The sequence below is a fragment of the Cellulosimicrobium funkei genome (assembly GCF_001019615.1).
Taxonomy (GTDB): Bacteria; Actinomycetota; Actinomycetes; order Actinomycetales; family Cellulomonadaceae; genus Cellulosimicrobium; species Cellulosimicrobium cellulans_E.
Genome location: NZ_JNBQ01000026.1, coordinates 1 through 15,526, shown reverse-complemented (window position 1 = coordinate 15,526; position 15,526 = coordinate 1). Strand labels below are relative to the sequence as shown.

16 protein-coding genes, 1 tRNA gene and 1 pseudogene are annotated in these 15,526 nt (G+C 74.2%); 10 read left to right on the top strand and 8 right to left on the bottom strand.

Annotated features, from left to right (window positions below; genetic code table 11):
- Positions 1-189: 189 nt before the first annotated feature.
- The gene (locus FB00_RS15320) at positions 190-1,476 is read left to right on the top strand and encodes a glycosyl hydrolase family 18 protein (protein ID WP_047233801.1); all 1,287 of its coding nucleotides are present in this window, start codon (positions 190-192) and stop codon (positions 1,474-1,476) included.
- 99 nt (positions 1,477-1,575) lie between these two features.
- Here the strand turns inward: FB00_RS15320 and rplA are convergent, their stop codons facing one another.
- From rplA to FB00_RS15295, 5 genes are all read right to left on the bottom strand, one after another.
- Positions 1,576-2,292 carry a 50S ribosomal protein L1 gene (rplA, locus tag FB00_RS15315; protein WP_047233800.1) on the bottom strand — a complete coding sequence of 239 codons (717 nt, stop codon included), beginning with the start codon at positions 2,290-2,292 and terminating at the stop codon, positions 1,576-1,578.
- Positions 2,293-2,456: 164 nt separating this feature from the next.
- Positions 2,457-2,888: a 50S ribosomal protein L11 gene (rplK, locus tag FB00_RS15310; protein WP_047233799.1), complete on the bottom strand. Its 432-nt coding sequence runs from the start codon at positions 2,886-2,888 to the stop codon at positions 2,457-2,459.
- Positions 2,889-2,984: 96 nt separating this feature from the next.
- Entirely contained in the window at positions 2,985-3,833 is an 849-nt protein-coding gene (gene nusG, locus FB00_RS15305) for a transcription termination/antitermination protein NusG (protein ID WP_047233798.1), read from the bottom strand.
- Between the two features lie 117 nt (positions 3,834-3,950).
- Positions 3,951-4,232 (bottom strand): preprotein translocase subunit SecE, encoded by a 282-nt coding sequence (secE, locus tag FB00_RS15300; RefSeq protein WP_082141381.1) that lies wholly within the window; start codon positions 4,230-4,232, stop codon positions 3,951-3,953.
- Between the two features lie 106 nt (positions 4,233-4,338).
- A tRNA-Trp gene (locus tag FB00_RS15295) sits at positions 4,339-4,411 on the bottom strand.
- Positions 4,412-4,617: 206 nt separating this feature from the next.
- Here FB00_RS15295 and FB00_RS15290 point away from each other — a divergent pair.
- The 5 genes from FB00_RS15290 to FB00_RS15270 all read left to right on the top strand — a co-directional run bounded on the left by FB00_RS15290 (position 4,618) and on the right by FB00_RS15270 (position 9,601).
- Positions 4,618-5,634: an ABC transporter ATP-binding protein gene (locus tag FB00_RS15290; protein WP_082141380.1), complete on the top strand. Its 1,017-nt coding sequence runs from the start codon at positions 4,618-4,620 to the stop codon at positions 5,632-5,634.
- Positions 5,631-6,503, top strand: a complete 873-nt coding sequence (locus FB00_RS15285; RefSeq protein WP_047233796.1) for an ABC transporter permease — start codon at positions 5,631-5,633, stop codon at positions 6,501-6,503. The genes FB00_RS15290 and FB00_RS15285 overlap by 4 nt, the downstream gene beginning before the upstream one ends.
- Positions 6,490-7,815, top strand: a complete 1,326-nt coding sequence (locus tag FB00_RS15280) for a sensor histidine kinase (RefSeq protein ID WP_231581883.1) — start codon at positions 6,490-6,492, stop codon at positions 7,813-7,815. Before FB00_RS15285 ends, FB00_RS15280 begins: the two co-directional genes overlap by 14 nt.
- Positions 7,812-8,480: a response regulator gene (locus FB00_RS15275; protein ID WP_047233795.1), complete on the top strand. Its 669-nt coding sequence runs from the start codon at positions 7,812-7,814 to the stop codon at positions 8,478-8,480. The genes FB00_RS15280 and FB00_RS15275 overlap by 4 nt, the downstream gene beginning before the upstream one ends.
- Before the next feature lie 101 nt (positions 8,481-8,581).
- Positions 8,582-9,601, top strand: coding sequence for an adenosine deaminase (locus FB00_RS15270; RefSeq protein WP_047233794.1), 1,020 nt, complete (start codon positions 8,582-8,584; stop codon positions 9,599-9,601).
- A 50-nt stretch (positions 9,602-9,651) separates the two neighbouring features.
- Here FB00_RS15270 and FB00_RS15265 read toward each other — a convergent pair whose 3' ends face one another.
- On the bottom strand, positions 9,652-10,422 hold the full coding sequence (locus tag FB00_RS15265) for a methyltransferase domain-containing protein (protein WP_047233793.1): 771 nt from the start codon (positions 10,420-10,422) through the stop codon (positions 9,652-9,654).
- A gap of 113 nt (positions 10,423-10,535) precedes the next feature.
- Between FB00_RS15265 and FB00_RS15260 the strand changes: the two genes are divergently transcribed.
- Genes FB00_RS15260 through FB00_RS15250 form a run of 3 tightly spaced genes read left to right on the top strand, consistent with a single transcriptional unit; the run spans position 10,536 to position 13,227 of the window.
- Positions 10,536-10,871 carry a hypothetical protein gene (locus FB00_RS15260; protein WP_047233792.1) on the top strand — a complete coding sequence of 112 codons (336 nt, stop codon included), beginning with the start codon at positions 10,536-10,538 and terminating at the stop codon, positions 10,869-10,871.
- Positions 10,868-12,562 carry a sensor histidine kinase gene (locus FB00_RS15255; protein WP_231581882.1) on the top strand — a complete coding sequence of 565 codons (1,695 nt, stop codon included), beginning with the start codon at positions 10,868-10,870 and terminating at the stop codon, positions 12,560-12,562. Before FB00_RS15260 ends, FB00_RS15255 begins: the two co-directional genes overlap by 4 nt.
- Positions 12,559-13,227 (top strand): response regulator transcription factor, encoded by a 669-nt coding sequence (locus FB00_RS15250; RefSeq protein WP_047233791.1) that lies wholly within the window; start codon positions 12,559-12,561, stop codon positions 13,225-13,227. The genes FB00_RS15255 and FB00_RS15250 overlap by 4 nt, the downstream gene beginning before the upstream one ends.
- A gap of 102 nt (positions 13,228-13,329) precedes the next feature.
- On the opposite strand, the gene FB00_RS15245 is transcribed toward FB00_RS15250, so the two are convergent.
- Both FB00_RS15245 and FB00_RS15240 read right to left on the bottom strand, forming a co-directional pair.
- A complete protein-coding gene (locus FB00_RS15245; RefSeq protein WP_047233790.1) occupies positions 13,330-13,734 on the bottom strand; it encodes a hypothetical protein in 405 nt (134 codons plus the stop codon).
- Between the two features lie 64 nt (positions 13,735-13,798).
- Entirely contained in the window at positions 13,799-15,160 is a 1,362-nt protein-coding gene (locus FB00_RS15240; RefSeq protein WP_052877719.1) for a hypothetical protein, read from the bottom strand.
- Between the two features lie 129 nt (positions 15,161-15,289).
- Here FB00_RS15240 and FB00_RS22135 point away from each other — a divergent pair.
- A pseudogene (locus FB00_RS22135) lies at positions 15,290-15,526 on the top strand (hypothetical protein); the annotation flags it as partial.

Genomic DNA, 15,526 nt, shown 5'->3' with positions numbered 1-15,526 from the left:
TCAGGATCGCCGTCCGGCGGGGTCGCCGTCTAGGTGTTCCCCCGTATGCGAGGCCCGGGAACTGCCGGGGAATCCCTCATGCGGCGGCGCGGCGCGGGCTCCTAGCGTGCAGACGACCCCTGCACCCACCGCGGGTGCGGACCGGCGGGGCGCGACGTCGCGGCCCGCCCGAGCACGAGGAGCACTTCCGTGAGAACAGTCCTCTCCGGCCGCACGCGCGGCCGCACCGGGCGCGCGCTGCGCGCCCTCGCCACCGTCGTCGCGGCAGCGACCGTCGCCGCGGGCGGCGCCCTCGCCGCCGCGCCCGCGACCGCGGCGCCCGCGCCGGCCGTCGCTGCACCCGCCGCCGCGGCCGCGGGCAGCACGCAGTGGCTCACCGGCTACTGGCACAACTTCGACAACGGCTCGGTGACGATGCGCCTGTCGGAGATCCCGCAGGCGTACAACCTCGTCGCGGTCGCCTTCGCCGACAACCTGACCGGCACGCCGGGCGGGATCACGTTCAACCTCTCAAGCGCCGAGCTGGGCGGCTACACGGAGGCGCAGTTCAAGGCCGACATCGCGACGATCCGCTCGCAGGGCCGCAAGGTCGTGCTCTCCGTCGGAGGCGAGAAGGGCAACGTCATCGTCTCCAACGCGACGGAGGCCAAGAACTTCGCGGAAACCGCGTACGGGCTCATGCAGAAGTACGGCTTCGACGGCGTCGACATCGACCTCGAGCACGGCATCAACGCGACCTACATGTCGAGCGCGCTGCACCAGCTCTCCGCGAAGGCCGGCCCGAGCCTCATCCTCACCATGGCGCCGCAGACGATCGACTACCAGGCGACGAGCATGGGGTACTACCAGCTCACCCTCGCGATCAAGGACATCCTCACGATCGTCAACACCCAGTACTACAACTCGGGCTCGATGATGGGCTGCAACCAGCAGGTCTACTCGCAGGGCACCGTCGACTTCCTCACCGCGCTGACCTGCATCCAGCTCGAGATGGGCCTGCGCCCCGACCAGGTCGGCATCGGCGTGCCCGCCGTCCAGAAGGCCGCCGGGGGCGGCTACCAGCCGCTCGCCAACGTCGTGAAGGCCGTCGACTGCCTCGAGGTCGGCACCGGCTGCGGCGCCTTCAAGCCCGCGAAGCCGTACGGCAAGATCGGCGGCGTCATGACCTGGTCGATCAACTGGGACAAGACGAACAGCTACCAGGTCGCGTCCGTCATCGGCTCGCGCCTCGCGAGCGGCCCGACCACGCCGACGGACCCCACGGACCCGACGGACCCCACCGACCCCACGGACCCGACCGACCCCACGGACCCGGGCACCTGCACCGCCCCGGCGTGGTCCGCGTCGGCCGTGTACACGGGCGGCAACCGCGTCTCGCTCCAGGGCCGCACCTACGAGGCGAAGTGGTGGACGACGAACGAGAACCCGACGCAGAGCGGGCAGTGGGGCGTCTGGAAGGACCTCGGCGCCTGCTGACCCGGTCCTCCCGCTGAGACGACGACGGCGCGGCACCCTCGCAGGGTGCCGCGCCGTCGTGCGTGGTGCGGGTGTGGACCACCCGCGGGAGGACTGCCGTCAGGCGGCGTCGTCCTCGAGCAGCTTCGTCGTCTTGGACTGGTCCAGCGGGATGCCGGGGCCCATCGTCGTCGTCAGCGTGGCCTTGGTGATGTAGCGGCCCTTCGAGGACGACGGCTTGAGACGCAGGACCTCTTCGAGGGCCGCCGCGTAGTTCTCCACGAGCGCCTTCTCGTCGAACGAGACCTTGCCGATGATGAAGTGCAGGTTCGCGTGCTTGTCGACGCGGAACTCGATCTTGCCGCCCTTGATGTCGGACACGGCCTTCGCCACGTCCATCGTCACGGTGCCGGTCTTCGGGTTCGGCATGAGACCACGGGGACCGAGCACCTTGCCCAGGCGGCCGACCTTGCCCATGAGGTCCGGCGTCGCCACGGCGGCGTCGAAGTCGGTGTAGCCACCGGCGACCTTCTCGATGAGGTCGTCGCCGCCGACCTCGTCGGCACCGGCCGCACGGGCCTCCTCCGCCTTCGCGGCGTTCGCGAAGACGATGACGCGGGCCGTCTTGCCCGTGCCGTGGGGCAGGTTGACCGTGCCACGGACCATCTGGTCCGCCTTGCGCGGGTCGACACCCAGGCGGAACACGACCTCGACGGTCGCGTCGTACTTCACGGTCGACGTCTCCTTGGCGAGACGGACCGCCTCGAGCGGCGCGTAGAGACGCTCGCGGTCGATCTTCTCCTCGGCGTTGCGGTACGCCTTGCTGCGCGTTGCCATCTGCTTCTCCTTCTGCAGTCGTGGTCTGCGGGTCCGCGCGGACCCTGCCACCGTCGTCCGCGAGGTGCGGATCGACGTCGTGCCCGAGGCCGGCACGCGGTGCGTGCCGGCCTCGGTACGTCGTCCGGGGCGCCTCGGGCGCCCGGGACAGACGTGGTCTGTCGTCAGCCCTCGACGGTGATGCCCATCGAGCGGGCCGTGCCGGCGATGATCTTCGACGCGGCGTCGAGGTCGTTCGCGTTGAGGTCCTCGAGCTTGGTCTGGGCGATCTCGCGCACCTGGTCGGCGGTGATCTTCGCGACCTTGACGGTGTGCGGCGTCGCCGAGCCCTTCTGCACGCCCGCGGCCTTCTTGATGAGCTCCGCGGCCGGCGGGGTCTTCGTCACGAACGTGAACGAACGGTCCTCGTAGACCGTGATCTCCACGGGGATGACGTTGCCGCGCTGCGACTCGGTCGCCGCGTTGTAGGCCTTGCAGAACTCCATGATGTTGACGCCGTGCTGACCGAGCGCGGGGCCGATCGGCGGGGCGGGCGTCGCCGCACCGGCCTGGATCTGGAGCTTGATGAGGCCGGAGACCTTCTTCTTGGGAGGCATGACTCTTCCCTGTCTTTCTTCTCGTGGACCGACGCCGTGGGCGATGACCCGGTTGCAGTACTGCGCTCACGCGGGGCGGCTCGTGCCGCCCGTACGTCAGATCTTGGCGACCTGGTTGAACGACAGCTCGACCGGGGTCTCCCGGCCGAAGATGGAGACGAGGACCTTGAGCTTCTGGTTCTCGACGTTGATCTCGGAGATCGTGGCGGGCAGCGTGTCGAACGGGCCGTCCGTGACGGTGACCGACTCGCCGACCGTGAAGTCGACCTCGACGGGAGCCTTCGCGGCGGCCTGGGCGGGCTTGCCGGGCTCCGGGGCGGGGGCCAGCATCGGCGCGAGCATCGAGAAGACCTCGTCGAGCGTCAGCGGCACGGGCTGGTGGGTGTGGCCGACGAACCCGGTGACACCGGGCGTGTGGCGGACGGCGCCCCACGACTCGTCGGTGAGGTCCATGCGGACGAGGACGTAGCCGGGGATGCGCACGCGTCGGACGATCTTCTTCTGCGCGTTCTTGATCTCGGCCACCTCCTCCATGGGGACCTCGATCTGGAAGATGTAGTCCTCCATGTTCAGGCTCTGGATGCGGTTCTCCAGGTTGGCCTTCACACGGTTCTCGTAGCCCGCGTAGGAGTGGATGACGTACCAGTCGCCGAGCTGCGTGCGCAGCGTGCGCTTGAACTCCGCGACCGGGTCCTCGATGACGTCGCCGTCCTCGTCGACCGGGCGCTCCTCGTCCGACTCCTCGTCGTCCGCGGCGGCCTCGTCGTCCGACGCGACCTCGTCGACCGTCTCGTCAGCCTCGTCGACCGTCTCGTCAGCCTCGTCGACCGTCTCGTCAGCCTCGTCGACCGCCGGGGCGTCCGTGGTCTCCTCGACGTCGTCCTGGGCACCCTCGGGCTGCGTCGGGTCGACGTTCTCCGTCTGGTCCAGCGACTCCTGGGACACGAACGAACCTGCTTTCTGACGAACTGCTCGATGACTTCTTCTGGAAGCGCCGACGGCGCCCCGAGGGGCGCCGGCTGCCGTGGTGAGGCCCGGCGTGACCGGGCGGAGGTGCGCTCGCTAGCCGAAGACCCACATGACGGCCTTGCCGATCCCGAGGTCGAGCACGGTCACGAAGGCCATGACCACGACCACGAAGACCAGGACCACCGTCGTGTAGGTGATGAGTTCCGAGCGCGTCGGCGTGACGACCTTGCGGAGCTCGGCGACCACCTGGCGCACGAACAGGGCGATGCGCGCGAAGATGTTGGGCTTCTTGTCCGCGGACGGACCGCCCTTCTTCTTCACCTCGTCGGCGCGTGCGCCGCCTGCACCCACGGCCTCTGACGGCGATTCGCTCACTCGTTCTTCCCCATCGCTCACGTACGGGACCTGCTCGAACCCTCGGTGCGACCCGGTGCCGGGCCGCGCGCGGTTCCCGGGAAGGTCCCACGAGAGCCACGCCGTGCAGGGTAGACAGGACTCGAACCTGCAACCTGCGGTTTTGGAGACCGCTGCGCTACCAATTGCGCCACTACCCTTCGTGCTCGACGACGCCGTACGAGCCCCCGGCCCCGGGACAAAACACGTCTCACGGGCGCGGACCAGCGTGGCGGGCGTCAACCACCGAGGGATCACTGTACGCGACGCGAGGCCCCTGGTCGAACCACCGTCCACCGATCGGTGGACACGAGGTCCGGACGAACGGCCGTCGCGGGCGACCGGACCCCGCCGACACGCTGGTCCCATGACGACGACACCCCTCCCCACCGGCTCCCGCACCGCCGGCCCCGGGTCGAGCGGCCCGGCCGTAGACGTGCGCGGCCTGCGCAAGCGCTACGGCGCCAAGCAGGCGGTCGACGGCGTCGACCTGCGGGTCGAGCGCGGCGAGATCTTCGCCGTCCTCGGACCCAACGGCGCCGGCAAGACGACGACCGTCGAGATCCTCGAAGGCTTCCGGCGGCGCGACGCGGGCGAGGTCCGCGTGCTCGGGGAGGACCCCCAGGCCGCGGGCCGCGCCTGGCGCTCGCGCATCGGCGTCGTGCTCCAGGACTCGCGGGACCAGGCCGAGCTCACGGTCGCCGAGATCGTCCGGCACTTCGCGACGTTCTACCCCGCGCCGCGCGACCCGGACGAGGTGATCGACGCCGTCGGGCTGCGGGAGAAGGCCCGGACCCGCACGCGCCAGCTCTCCGGCGGCCAGCGTCGGCGCCTGGACGTCGCGCTCGGCATCGTGGGGCGCCCGGAGCTGCTGTTCCTCGACGAGCCGACGACCGGGTTCGACCCGCAGGCGCGCCGCGCGTTCTGGGCGCTGGTCCGCTCGCTGCGCGAGGACGGCACGACGATCCTGCTCACCACGCACTACCTGGACGAGGCCGCGCACCTGGCCGACCGTGCCGCCGTCGTGCGCGCGGGCCGGGTCGTCGCGCTCGACGCGCCCGACCGCCTCGGTGGCCCGGACGCGCGCCGGCCGGAGGTCCGTTGGCTCGACGACGGCGCCTGGCGGTCGGAGCGCACCGACTCCCCCACCGCGCTCGTCGCGTCCCTCGCCGCGCGGTACGCGGGACCCGACGGCGAGGTCCCTGGCCTCGCGGTCACCCGCCCGAGCCTGGAGGACGTCTACCTCGAGCTCATCGGCGAGCCGGCCACGGCGCCCGGCGCCGCGCCTGCCCCCACGACCGCACCCGGTTCCCTCGACGCGCCCGCCGAGGATCCCACGCCCGACCGCACGACCGCCGTCGTCCCCGAGGAGGCCCGACCGTGACCACCGCCCCGACCGCTGCCCGGACGACGCGACCGCCCCGCGCCGCGGCCCTTCCCGGCGCCGGCCGGCTGGGGATCGAGCGCACCCGCGCCGAGCTGCGCGCGTTCTTGCGCGAGCGCGACGCCGTGATCTTCATCTTCACGTACCCGCTCATCATGCTCGCGATCTTCGCGACGGTGTTCGACGGGCAGGACCAGGGCACGGCCGCCTACTCCGTGCCGTTCGCGCAGTACTTCCTGCCCGGCATGATCGCGACCGGCGTCATGCTCACGAGCTTCCAGTCCCTCGCGATCTCGATCGCGGTCGAGCGCGACGACGGCTCGCTCAAGCGCCTGCGCTCCACCCCGCTGCCGCCGTCCGCGTACTTCTACGGCAAGATCGGGCTCGTCCTGCTGACGTCGGTCGTGCAGACCGGTCTGCTCCTGGCGCTCGCCGCGACGGTCTACGACGTCCCCATGCCGTGGGAGATGTCCGACGGCGGTGCGCGCCTCGCGACGTTCGCGTGGGTGTTCGTGCTCGGGTGCGCCACCGGCGCGGTGTGCGGCGTGGCGTTCTCGTCGCTGCCGCGGTCCGGCAAGTCCGCGACGGCGGTCGTGACCCCTGTCGTCCTCGTCCTGCAGTTCATCTCGGGCGTGTTCTTCGCGTTCTTCGCGCTGCCGTCCTGGATGCAGACCGTCGCGTCGCTGTTCCCCCTCAAGTGGATGGCGCAGGGCATGCGCTCGGTGTTCCTCCCCGAGCAGGCGGCGGCGCTCGAGCCGTCCGGGTCGTGGCAGCACGGCGCGACCGCTGCTGTACTGGTCGCATGGCTGGTCGTGGGGCTCGTGGTCGGTGCACGCTCGTTCCGGTGGCGGCGCCGTGACGACGGCTGAGACGCCGTCGCCGGGCGGGGCGGTCGCGGGGGTGGTCGACGGGACGTCCGCCGACGCCGCGACCGCCCAGCTCGACGGCGCGTGGGCCCGCGACGTGCGCTGGTGGGACCTGGCGTTCTACGTCATCGTCGTGCTCAGCGCGCTCGCGCTGCTCGCGGCGGGCGTCAGCGGGAGGGCGCTGCTCGTGTCCCTGGCGGCGGTCGCGACGATCCTCGTGACCTACCTCGCCTGGGGCCGCCGGGCGGCGCGCACCCGCGACCAGGTGCCGGCCCACGTCTACCTCGTCGTCGCGATCGCGTGCACGCTCGTCGTCGTCGGCCAGGACGCGCTCGGCACGCTCCTCCTGTTCGCCGTGTTCACGCAGATCTGGATGCTGTCGGAGCACCTGTGGGCCCAGGTGGTGCTGTGCGTCGCGCTCGCGGCCGGCACGGCGCTCGCGCTCGCGTTCGACCCGCAGACGGGGCGGGTCGAGCCCGAGGAGCTCGCGAGCGCCGCGCCCCAGATGGGCGTCGCCCTGGCGTTCGCGCTGAGCCTCGGTCTGTGGACCGCGCACACGCTGCGGCAGTCGGAGCGCCACGCGCGGCTCGTCGACGAGCTGCGCGCCACGCAGGCCGAGCTCGGCCGGGCCTCGCACGAGGCGGGGGTGCTCGCCGAGCGCGAGCGCGTCGCCCAGGAGATCCACGACACGCTCGCCCAGGGGTTCACGAGCGTGGTGATGCTCGCCCAGGCCGCGCGCGCCGACCTCGACCGGGACGCCCCCGACGCGGCGCGCGAACGCCTGGCCCTCGTGGAGTCGACGGCGCGGGACAACCTCGCGGAGGCTCGCGCCCTCGTCGCCGCCTCCGCCCCCGCCCCGCTCCAGGGCGGCACGCTCGGCGAGGCGCTGCGCCGGCTCGCGGACCGGTTCGCGGAGGAGACCGGGACGCGCGTCGAGCTCACGGCGCCGGAGGCACTCCGACTGTCGAGCGCGGACGACGTCGTCCTTCTGCGGTCCGCCCAGGAGGCGCTCACGAACGTCCGGCGCCACGCGGACGCCTCGGCCGTACGGGTCGGCCTTCGGCAGGACCACGCGGGCACGGTGCTCGAGGTGACCGACGACGGGCGCGGCCTGCCCGCCGACGCGTCCGGTTTCACCGAGGGCTACGGCCTGCGGGGCATGCGTGAGCGCGTGGCCGCGGAGGGCGGGAGCCTCGAGGTGGGTCCGGCCCTCGGCGGCGGCACGCGCGTCGCGGTCCGCCTGCCCGCCGGTGCGTCGCCGGACGGACCGTCCACGGGCACGCGGGCGGCGACGCGGACCGGAGACGCCCGATGAGCCCGGCCGGGAACGGCGTCGTCCGGGTGCTCGTCGTGGACGACCACCCGGTCGTGCGCTCGGGGATCATCGGCATGCTGGCCGCCGAGCCCGACCTGGAGGTCGTCGGCGAGGCGGGCGACGGCGAGCGGGCGGTCGCGCTCGCGGGCGAGCTCGCGCCCGACGTCGTGCTCATGGACCTGCGCATGCCCGTGCTCGACGGGGTCGGCGCGACGGCGGCGATCGTCGGCACGCCCGGCCGGGGCACGGGGCGCGGGACGGTGTCCGCCCCGCGCGTGGTCGTGCTCACGACCTACGAGACCGACGCGGACATCCTGCGCGCGGTCGAGGCCGGGGCGACCGGCTACCTGCTCAAGGACACGCCGCGGGACGAGCTCGTGGCCGGGGTGCGTGCGGCGGCGCGCGGGCAGACCGTGCTCGCGCCGAGCGTCGCGACCCGGCTCGTCACGTCGGTCCGCGGCGCGGACCGGCTCACGGACCGGGAGATCGAGGTGCTGCGGCTCGTCGCGCGCGGGTTGTCGAACGCGGCCGTCGGGAGCGAGCTGTTCATCACGGAGGCGACCGTGAAGACCCACCTGCTCCGCGCGTTCGCCAAGCTCGGCGTGGACGACCGGACCGCCGCGGTCACGGTCGCCATGCAGCGCGGGTTCCTCACCGGGACCTGACCGGCGTCCGGTGTGACGGGGCCCGTACGGGGGGCGGGCTGCCGTCGGGACCCTGCCCCGTGCGCGACGCGCGGGTCGGGTCCGCGTGACAGACTCCCCGTGTGCGAGACCTGGCGACGCTTCCCAAGGCCCACCTGCACCTGCACTTCACCGGGTCGATGCGCCCGGAGACGCTGCGCGACCTCGCCGCGCAGTACGGCGTGCGGCTCCCCCACGCGCTCGTCGACGGCGACCCGCTCCGGCTGCCGCCGACCGAGCGGGGCTGGTTCCGGTTCCAGCGCCTCTACGACGCCGCGCGCGCGTGCGTGCGCTCCGAGGCCGACATGCGCCGCATCGTGCTCGAGGCCGCGCAGGACGACGCCGCGGAGGGGTCGGGCCGCCTCGAGATCCAGGTGGACCCGACGTCGTACGCGCCGTTCGTCGGCGGCATCACCCCGGCCGTGGAGATCGTGCTCGACGCGGCGCGGTCCGCGAGCGCCGCGACGGGGACGGAGGTCGCGGTGGTCGTCGCGGCGTCGCGCATGCGGCACCCGCTGGACGCGCGCACGCTCGCGCGCCTCGCGGCGCAGTACGCGGGCGAGGGGGCCGGGGAGGTCGTGGGGTTCGGCCTGAGCAACGACGAGCGCCGCGGGGACACGGCGGAGTTCGCGCGCGCGTTCGCGATCGCGCGACGGGCCGGGCTCGCGTCCGTGCCGCACGGGGGCGAGCTGCTGGGGCCGGCGCACGTGCACGAGGTGGTGCGCGAGCTCGTCCCCGACCGGCTCGGCCACGGCGTGCGGTCCGCGGAGGACCGGCGGGTGCTGGACGACGTCGTGGACCGCGGGATCGCGCTCGAGGTCTGCCCGGCCTCCAACGTCTCCCTCGGGGTCTACGAGGACGCCGGGCAGGTCCCGCTCGGGGCGCTCGTCGACGCCGGCGCCCGTGTCGCGCTCGGCGCCGACGACCCGCTCCTCTTCGGGTCCCGCCTCGTGGCGCAGTACGAGACGGCACGCCACGAGCACGGGTTCTCGGACGACGAGCTGGCCGCGCTCGCGCGGTCGTCGATCCGGGCGAGTCGCGCCTCGGGCGGCACGAAGCAGCGTCTGCTGACCGGCGTCGACGACTGGCTCGCGGGGGGCTGACCGCGGCGGCTCCTGCCCCGGTCGGGGTCGAGCACGCGGCGCGGGTCGGGTCAGGCGCGCGTCGCGACGACGAAGACACGGCGGAAGGGCAGGACCGTGCCGTACCCGCGCTCGGGGTACGCCCCCCGGAGCGCCGCGGCGTACTCGGCGACGAACGCGGCGCGCTCGGCGTCGGGCAGCGCCTGGAGGACGGGGCGCGCGCCGGTCGCGGAGATCCAGCGCAGGATGGGGTCGGGCCCGTGGAGCACGTGGAGGTAGGTCGTCTCCCACGCGTCGACGGCCCAGCCGAGCCCGGCGAGCCGGTCAAGGTACGCCTCCGGGTCGTGCGCTCCCGGTCGGTCGACGCCCGACGCGTGCTCGGCGTACGGCGGGCGGGCGGCGATCTCGCGGAGCAGTCGATGGCTCGGGGCGTCGTGGTTGCCCGGCACGGAGAAGGCGAGGGCCCCGGCGGGCGCGACGTGGCCCGCGAGCCGGGCGAGAAGGTCGAGGTGGTCAGGGACCCACTGGAGGGTCGCGTTGCTCACGACGACGTCGGCCGGGGCGGGCGGTGCCCAGGTGCGCACGTCGGCGAGCTCGTACCGGACCCAGGGGGCGGAGGCGTCCCGCCGCGCGCGCTCGACCATCGCGGGCGACGCGTCGACGCCGGTGATCGTCGCCCCGGGCCAGCGCGCGTGCAGCAGCGCGGAGAGGTGGCCCGGGCCGGAGCCGAGGTCCACGACCGTCCGGGCGTCGACGGGCACGCGGGCGAGCAGGTCGGCGAAGGGGCGGGAGCGCTCGTCGGCGTGGCTCAGGTACAGGGCGGGATCCCAGTCGCGGGGCATCGGTGCTCCAGTCGTCGAGCGGACTCTTTCGGCATCAACATTCTTGACATCAAGATACATCGCGCAGCCCCGCTTCTCATGTGCGTCTCATCCTGCTCTCGGATACTGGGCCCATGACTCGTCGGACCGTCGCGTGGCTCGTGGGGGCGCTCGTGCTCGTGCTCGGGGGCGCGGCTGCCGCCGGCGCGCTGGCCTCGCGCCCGCAGGACCGCGAGGTCGGGGGTGCCGTGGTCGTGACGCCCGCACCCACGACCCCCGCCCCGACGACCACCGGCGACCCGTCGCCCATCACCTCGCCCGACGACGACGATGACGACGACGACCGTGTGACGCCCGCCCCGCCGTCGAGCGACGACGATGACGACGACCACGACGACGGGTCCGACGACGACGGCGGGTCCGACGACGACGGGGACGACCGCAGCGGCTCCGACCAGGGCGACGGATGAGCCCCCGGGCGCGTCGTGCCGGGCTGACCGTCCGTACCCGCATGCTCGCGGCGTTCCTCGGGCTCTCCGCCCTGGCGCTGCTGCTCGCGGGCGGCGCGGCCTGGTTCCTGCAGCGCGGGCAGATCGACGCGCGCATCGACGAGAGCCTGACCCGGAGCGCGAACGAGCTCGCGCAGCTCGCGGAGTCGGGGCTGAACCCCGTCACGGGCGAGCCGTTCACGTCCGCCGAGGACGTCGTCGTCGCCTCGATCCAGCTCACCGTCCCGGCGCACAACGAGGGCATCCTCGGGCTCCGGGAGGGCCGCACGCCGCTCGTCTCGCAGCAGGACGTGCGGCTGCGGCTCGAGGACGACCCCCAGCTCGTCGCCGCGCTCGCGCCGCTCGTCGCGGGGGACGACGTCGTGCTGCGCTCCCCGCGCACCGCGACGGCCGAGTACCGCGCCCTCGTCGCTCCGGTGCAGTCCCTCGGCGGTGCGGGCACCGCCGCGGACCAGGCGCCCGCGGCGCTCGTGCTCGCCTACGACCGCTCGGCCGAGCACGCCGAGTTCGCGCAGGTCTTCCGGACCTACGCCGTCGTCGCGCTCGGCGCGCTCGTGCTCATCGGCGTCGTGGGCTGGGTCGTCGCCGGGCGCCTGCTCCAGCCGATCCGGACGCTCTCGCGCACCGCCCAGCGCATCGGCGACACGGACCTGTCCGCCCGCATCCCCGTGACCGGCAACGACGACCTCTCCGACCTGTCACGCACCGTGAACGGCATGCTCGACCGGCTCGAGGGGTCGTTCGAGTCGCAGCGACGCCTCATCGACGACGTCGGGCACGAGCTGCGCACGCCGCTCACCGTGGTGCGCGGCCACCTCGAGCTCATGGACCCGCGCGACGCCGCCGACGCGGCCGAGACGCGCGACCTCGCGCTCGACGAGCTCGACCGCATGAACCGCCTCGTGGACGACCTCGTGACGCTCGCGACCGCCGGCCGCCCCGACTTCGTCCGCCCCGGCGACACCGACCTCGGTCGCCTCCTCGACGACGTGCACGACAAGGTCCGCACGCTGGGCGAGCGCCGCTGGCTCGTCGACGCGCGCGCCGACGTCGCGGTCCTCGCGGACGGGCAGCGCCTCACCCAGGCGCTCCTCCAGCTCGCGGCGAACGCGGTGAAGTTCTCGGCGCCCGGGTCCGTCGTCGCGCTCGGCTCGGCGGTGTCCGACGACGGCGCGCGCGTGCGCGTGTGGGTCCGCGACGAGGGCGTCGGGATCGCGACCGAGCAGCAGGAGCGGATCTTCGAGCGCTTCGCCCAGGCGACGACGCCGGGAAAGACCCACCCCGAGGGCGCCGGGCTGGGGCTCGCGATCGTCGCGGCGATCGCCGAGGGGCACGGCGGCCGGGTGCTGGTCGCATCGACGCCCGGTGTCGGGTCGACGTTCACGCTCGACCTCCCGCTCGCCCCGGTCGCGGGCCCGTCCTCCGGGGCGCGTGCGGACGCCGTCGGGCCGCACGCTCCCGCGCTCGACGGGCGGCACGGGCAGGCACCGGGTGCGCTCACCGCGCCGACCGTGCCGAGCGCGCCGTCGGCCGCCACCCCCTCGCTGCCCCCGCCGACCTCCGGGCCCGCGCCGGCCGTGCCGCCCGCCGTCGGGCCGGACGACCAGCACCCGCCCGCGCACCCCGCCCCCGACGGAAGGACCACCCGGTGAGCCAGATCCTCGTCGCGGAGGACGAGACCCGCATCGCGTCGTTCGTGGCGAAGGGCCTGCGCTCGGCGGGCTACGCCAGCACGACGGTCGCGACGGGGCGAGAGGCGTTCGACCTCGCCAGCACCGGCGACTTCGCGCTGCTCGTGCTCGACCTGGGCCTGCCCGACCAGGACGGCTTCACCGTGCTGCGCCGCCTGCGGGAGACGGGCAACGCGATCCCCGTCATCATCCTCACCGCGCGCACGTCGGTCACGGACACCGTCGCCGGGCTCGAGGGCGGCGCCGACGACTACATGGCCAAGCCGTTCCGGTTCGAGGAGCTCCTCGCGCGGATCCGGCTGCGTCTGCGCACCGAGCCCGCGGGCGAGGTCACGGTGCTCACGCACGGCGCCCTCAGCCTCGACCTGCGCACGCGCCGCGCCCGCACCGCCGACCGCGAGGTCGACCTCTCCGCGCGCGAGTTCGCGCTCGCCGAGGCGTTCCTGCGCAACCCGGGCCAGGTGCTCAGCCGCGAGCAGCTCCTGTCGCGCGTGTGGGGATACGACTTCGACCCCGGCTCGAACGTCGTCGACGTCTACGTGCGCTACCTGCGCAACAAGCTCGGTGCCGAGCACTTCGTCACCGTGCGCGGCATGGGCTACCGGCTGGCCGACGCCACCCGCTGACGCGCCGAACCCGGGCCCGCAGGTCCCGAGGTGGTCCCTCGTGACCCGCAGACCCGGGTGCGGCCCGGTCGCGCGGTCCGGTCGATCAGCCGGGCGCCGAGATCAGTCGGCCGACTGCGGCGACGGCGGCGTGACCGGGCTGGGCGGGGTGTTCGGGGTCTGCGGCGTGTTCGCCGTGTTCGCCGTGGGCGGGGTGTTGGGCGTGTTCGGGGTCTGGCTCGTCACGGCCGAGCCGGACGTGTTCGCCGAGCCCGCGGTGCTCGGGGAGGCGGAGGTGTTCGCCGTGACCGTCGTGATCGACGTCCCGTTCTGCACGTCGGCCGGGCTGGGCGTCGCGGACGTGGTGGGCGCGTCGGTCGGCGTGCTCGACGACGTGCTCACCTGGACCGAGGGCGAGACGGTCGCCGGCTCCGGGGCGTCGAACGCCCCCTGGGCGGTCGCCACCGTGGCCCCGAGACCGACCGCGCCGAGCGCCCCGGTGACGATCCATGCGCTGCGTGCCTTCATGATCCTTCTCCTTCGTCCGATGGTGCGCACGACCCCTCGGCCGTGCATGGTGCGAGCCTCGCGGTCACCCGTGAGATGCCGAGGAGGCGCCGATGAGAGTGCTCTCAGGAACGGGGACGAGCTCGTCGGCGACCGTCCCGAGGGCCGCGTCCAGCAGCTCCTCCGCGACCCGCAGCCACGCGTCCGCGAGGTCGCGCGACGCCGCGCCCGTCGTGAGGGACAGCACGACGCCGGCCGCGCGCGCCCGCAGCGCCGCGGGGTCGACGCGCTCGTCGAACACGGCCAGGCAGCGGTCGACCAGCGCCCCCACGCCGCCGTACGTCGCGGGGGCGAGCGTCGGGAGCACGGCGAGGTGCGCGACGAGGCACGCGAGGTCGTCCACGCGGCGGCCCGGGCCGAGCGTGTCGACGTCGAGCAGGACGCCGACGCGGGCGCGTCCCCGCGAGGCGGGGTCGCCGGGTGCCGCCGGGACGTCGAGCAGGACGTTCGCCTCGTAGAAGTCGCCGTGGGTCGCGACGACCGGCCCGGGGTCGCGCGTCGTGACGGCCGTCCGGACCGCGCGCGCGACGCGGTCCACCCGGTCCGCGTCGAGCCCGTGCACCGCGAGCGCCGACGCCGCGTAGTGCTCGATGCGCTCGGCCCACGCCGGGCGGCGGCGCAGGGTCGTCGCGCGCGCCGGGAGGGCGTCGAGCGCGCGGAGGAGCTCGCGCGGGTCGATCGCGCCGGGCTGGTCGTCCGGGTCGAGCGCCGCGAGGTGCTGCGCGAGCGACGGGCCGCGCGCCTCTTCGAGGACGACCACGCCGTCGTCGTCCCACGCGAGGCAGCGCGGGGCGCTCACGGTGGTGGACCGGAAGAGGTCGTGCCGACGGACGAGCGCGCGCGCCCGGTCCGGCCGGACCACCTTGACGTAGACCGTGCGCGCGGACGTCCGCGCGCGCAGCACCGCGCGCCGCAGGGGGCGGTAGGCGACCATCATCACCGACTCGACGGCCTCGCCGGGCACGAGCGCCCCCGAGGCCGCGAGCCGGCGCGTGAGCTCGCCCGCGTCGCACGCCGCCGCGAGGCCGGGCAGCATCGGGTCGGCCGGGTGCCGCCACACGTGCACGACGCGCGGTCCGTCCGCGAGACGGACGACGCCGGGTCCGGCCGCGTCCGGCGACAGGGGCGCCGTCGTGGCGAGCAGGTACTCGGCGGCGTCGACCGTGGCGGCCGCCGCGTCCGGGCGTGCCGCGAGCGCCCGGCGCGCGACGACGTCGTACCCGACCGTGACCTCCGCGCCGGGGCGCGCGTGCACCTGGTGCACGCGCCACGTGTCGAGGCTCGCACCGTCGGCGCCGAGCGCCACGGCCAGCAGCTCTCCCGCCTCGGGGGCGGTGAGCAGGTCGAGCCAGGCGCGCTGGTCGGGCGCGGGAGGGGCGAGCGTCATGAGCCCAGCGCACCGCACGCGCGTGGGTCGGCGGTGAGACGTGCATGAGAGACCTCTCATGCACGGCGCCGGACGGCGCGGCGCCCGGCGGGTCTTGACCGACCCGGGTCGCCGTGGGAATGTACTGATGTGTTGATACAAACTTCGCCCGAGGAGCCGCAGGGCGTCGACCTCTTCCTCCCGGCGGGCTACGACCTGTTGTGGAGCGGTGCCGTGCTGGCCGTGCTCGTGGGGCTCGGCGTCGCCGTCGTGCTGGTCGTCCGGGCGGCGACGCGCGCGCCCGAGCCCTCGCTCCACGGGCTCGCCCAGGAGGACCCCGTGCGCCGCGCCGCCCGGCGGCACGCGACCACGGTGAGCGCCGCCGCG

Bases quoted from the DNA above. Each gene is read 5' to 3' on its own strand.
- FB00_RS15290 (WP_082141380.1), top strand. From the start codon at position 4,618: ATGACGACGACACCCCTCCCCACCGGCTCCCGCACCGCCGGCCCCGGG.
- rplK (WP_047233799.1), bottom strand. From the start codon at position 2,888: ATGCCTCCCAAGAAGAAGGTCTCCGGCCTCATCAAGCTCCAGATCCAG.
- FB00_RS15275 (WP_047233795.1), top strand. From the start codon at position 7,812: ATGAGCCCGGCCGGGAACGGCGTCGTCCGGGTGCTCGTCGTGGACGAC.
- FB00_RS15240 (WP_052877719.1), bottom strand. From the start codon at position 15,160: ATGACGCTCGCCCCTCCCGCGCCCGACCAGCGCGCCTGGCTCGACCTG.
- rplA (WP_047233800.1), bottom strand. From the start codon at position 2,292: ATGGCAACGCGCAGCAAGGCGTACCGCAACGCCGAGGAGAAGATCGAC.
- FB00_RS15265 (WP_047233793.1), bottom strand. From the start codon at position 10,422: ATGCCCCGCGACTGGGATCCCGCCCTGTACCTGAGCCACGCCGACGAG.
- FB00_RS15255 (WP_231581882.1), top strand. From the start codon at position 10,868: ATGAGCCCCCGGGCGCGTCGTGCCGGGCTGACCGTCCGTACCCGCATG.
- FB00_RS15260 (WP_047233792.1), top strand. From the start codon at position 10,536: ATGACTCGTCGGACCGTCGCGTGGCTCGTGGGGGCGCTCGTGCTCGTG.
- FB00_RS15245 (WP_047233790.1), bottom strand. From the start codon at position 13,734: ATGAAGGCACGCAGCGCATGGATCGTCACCGGGGCGCTCGGCGCGGTC.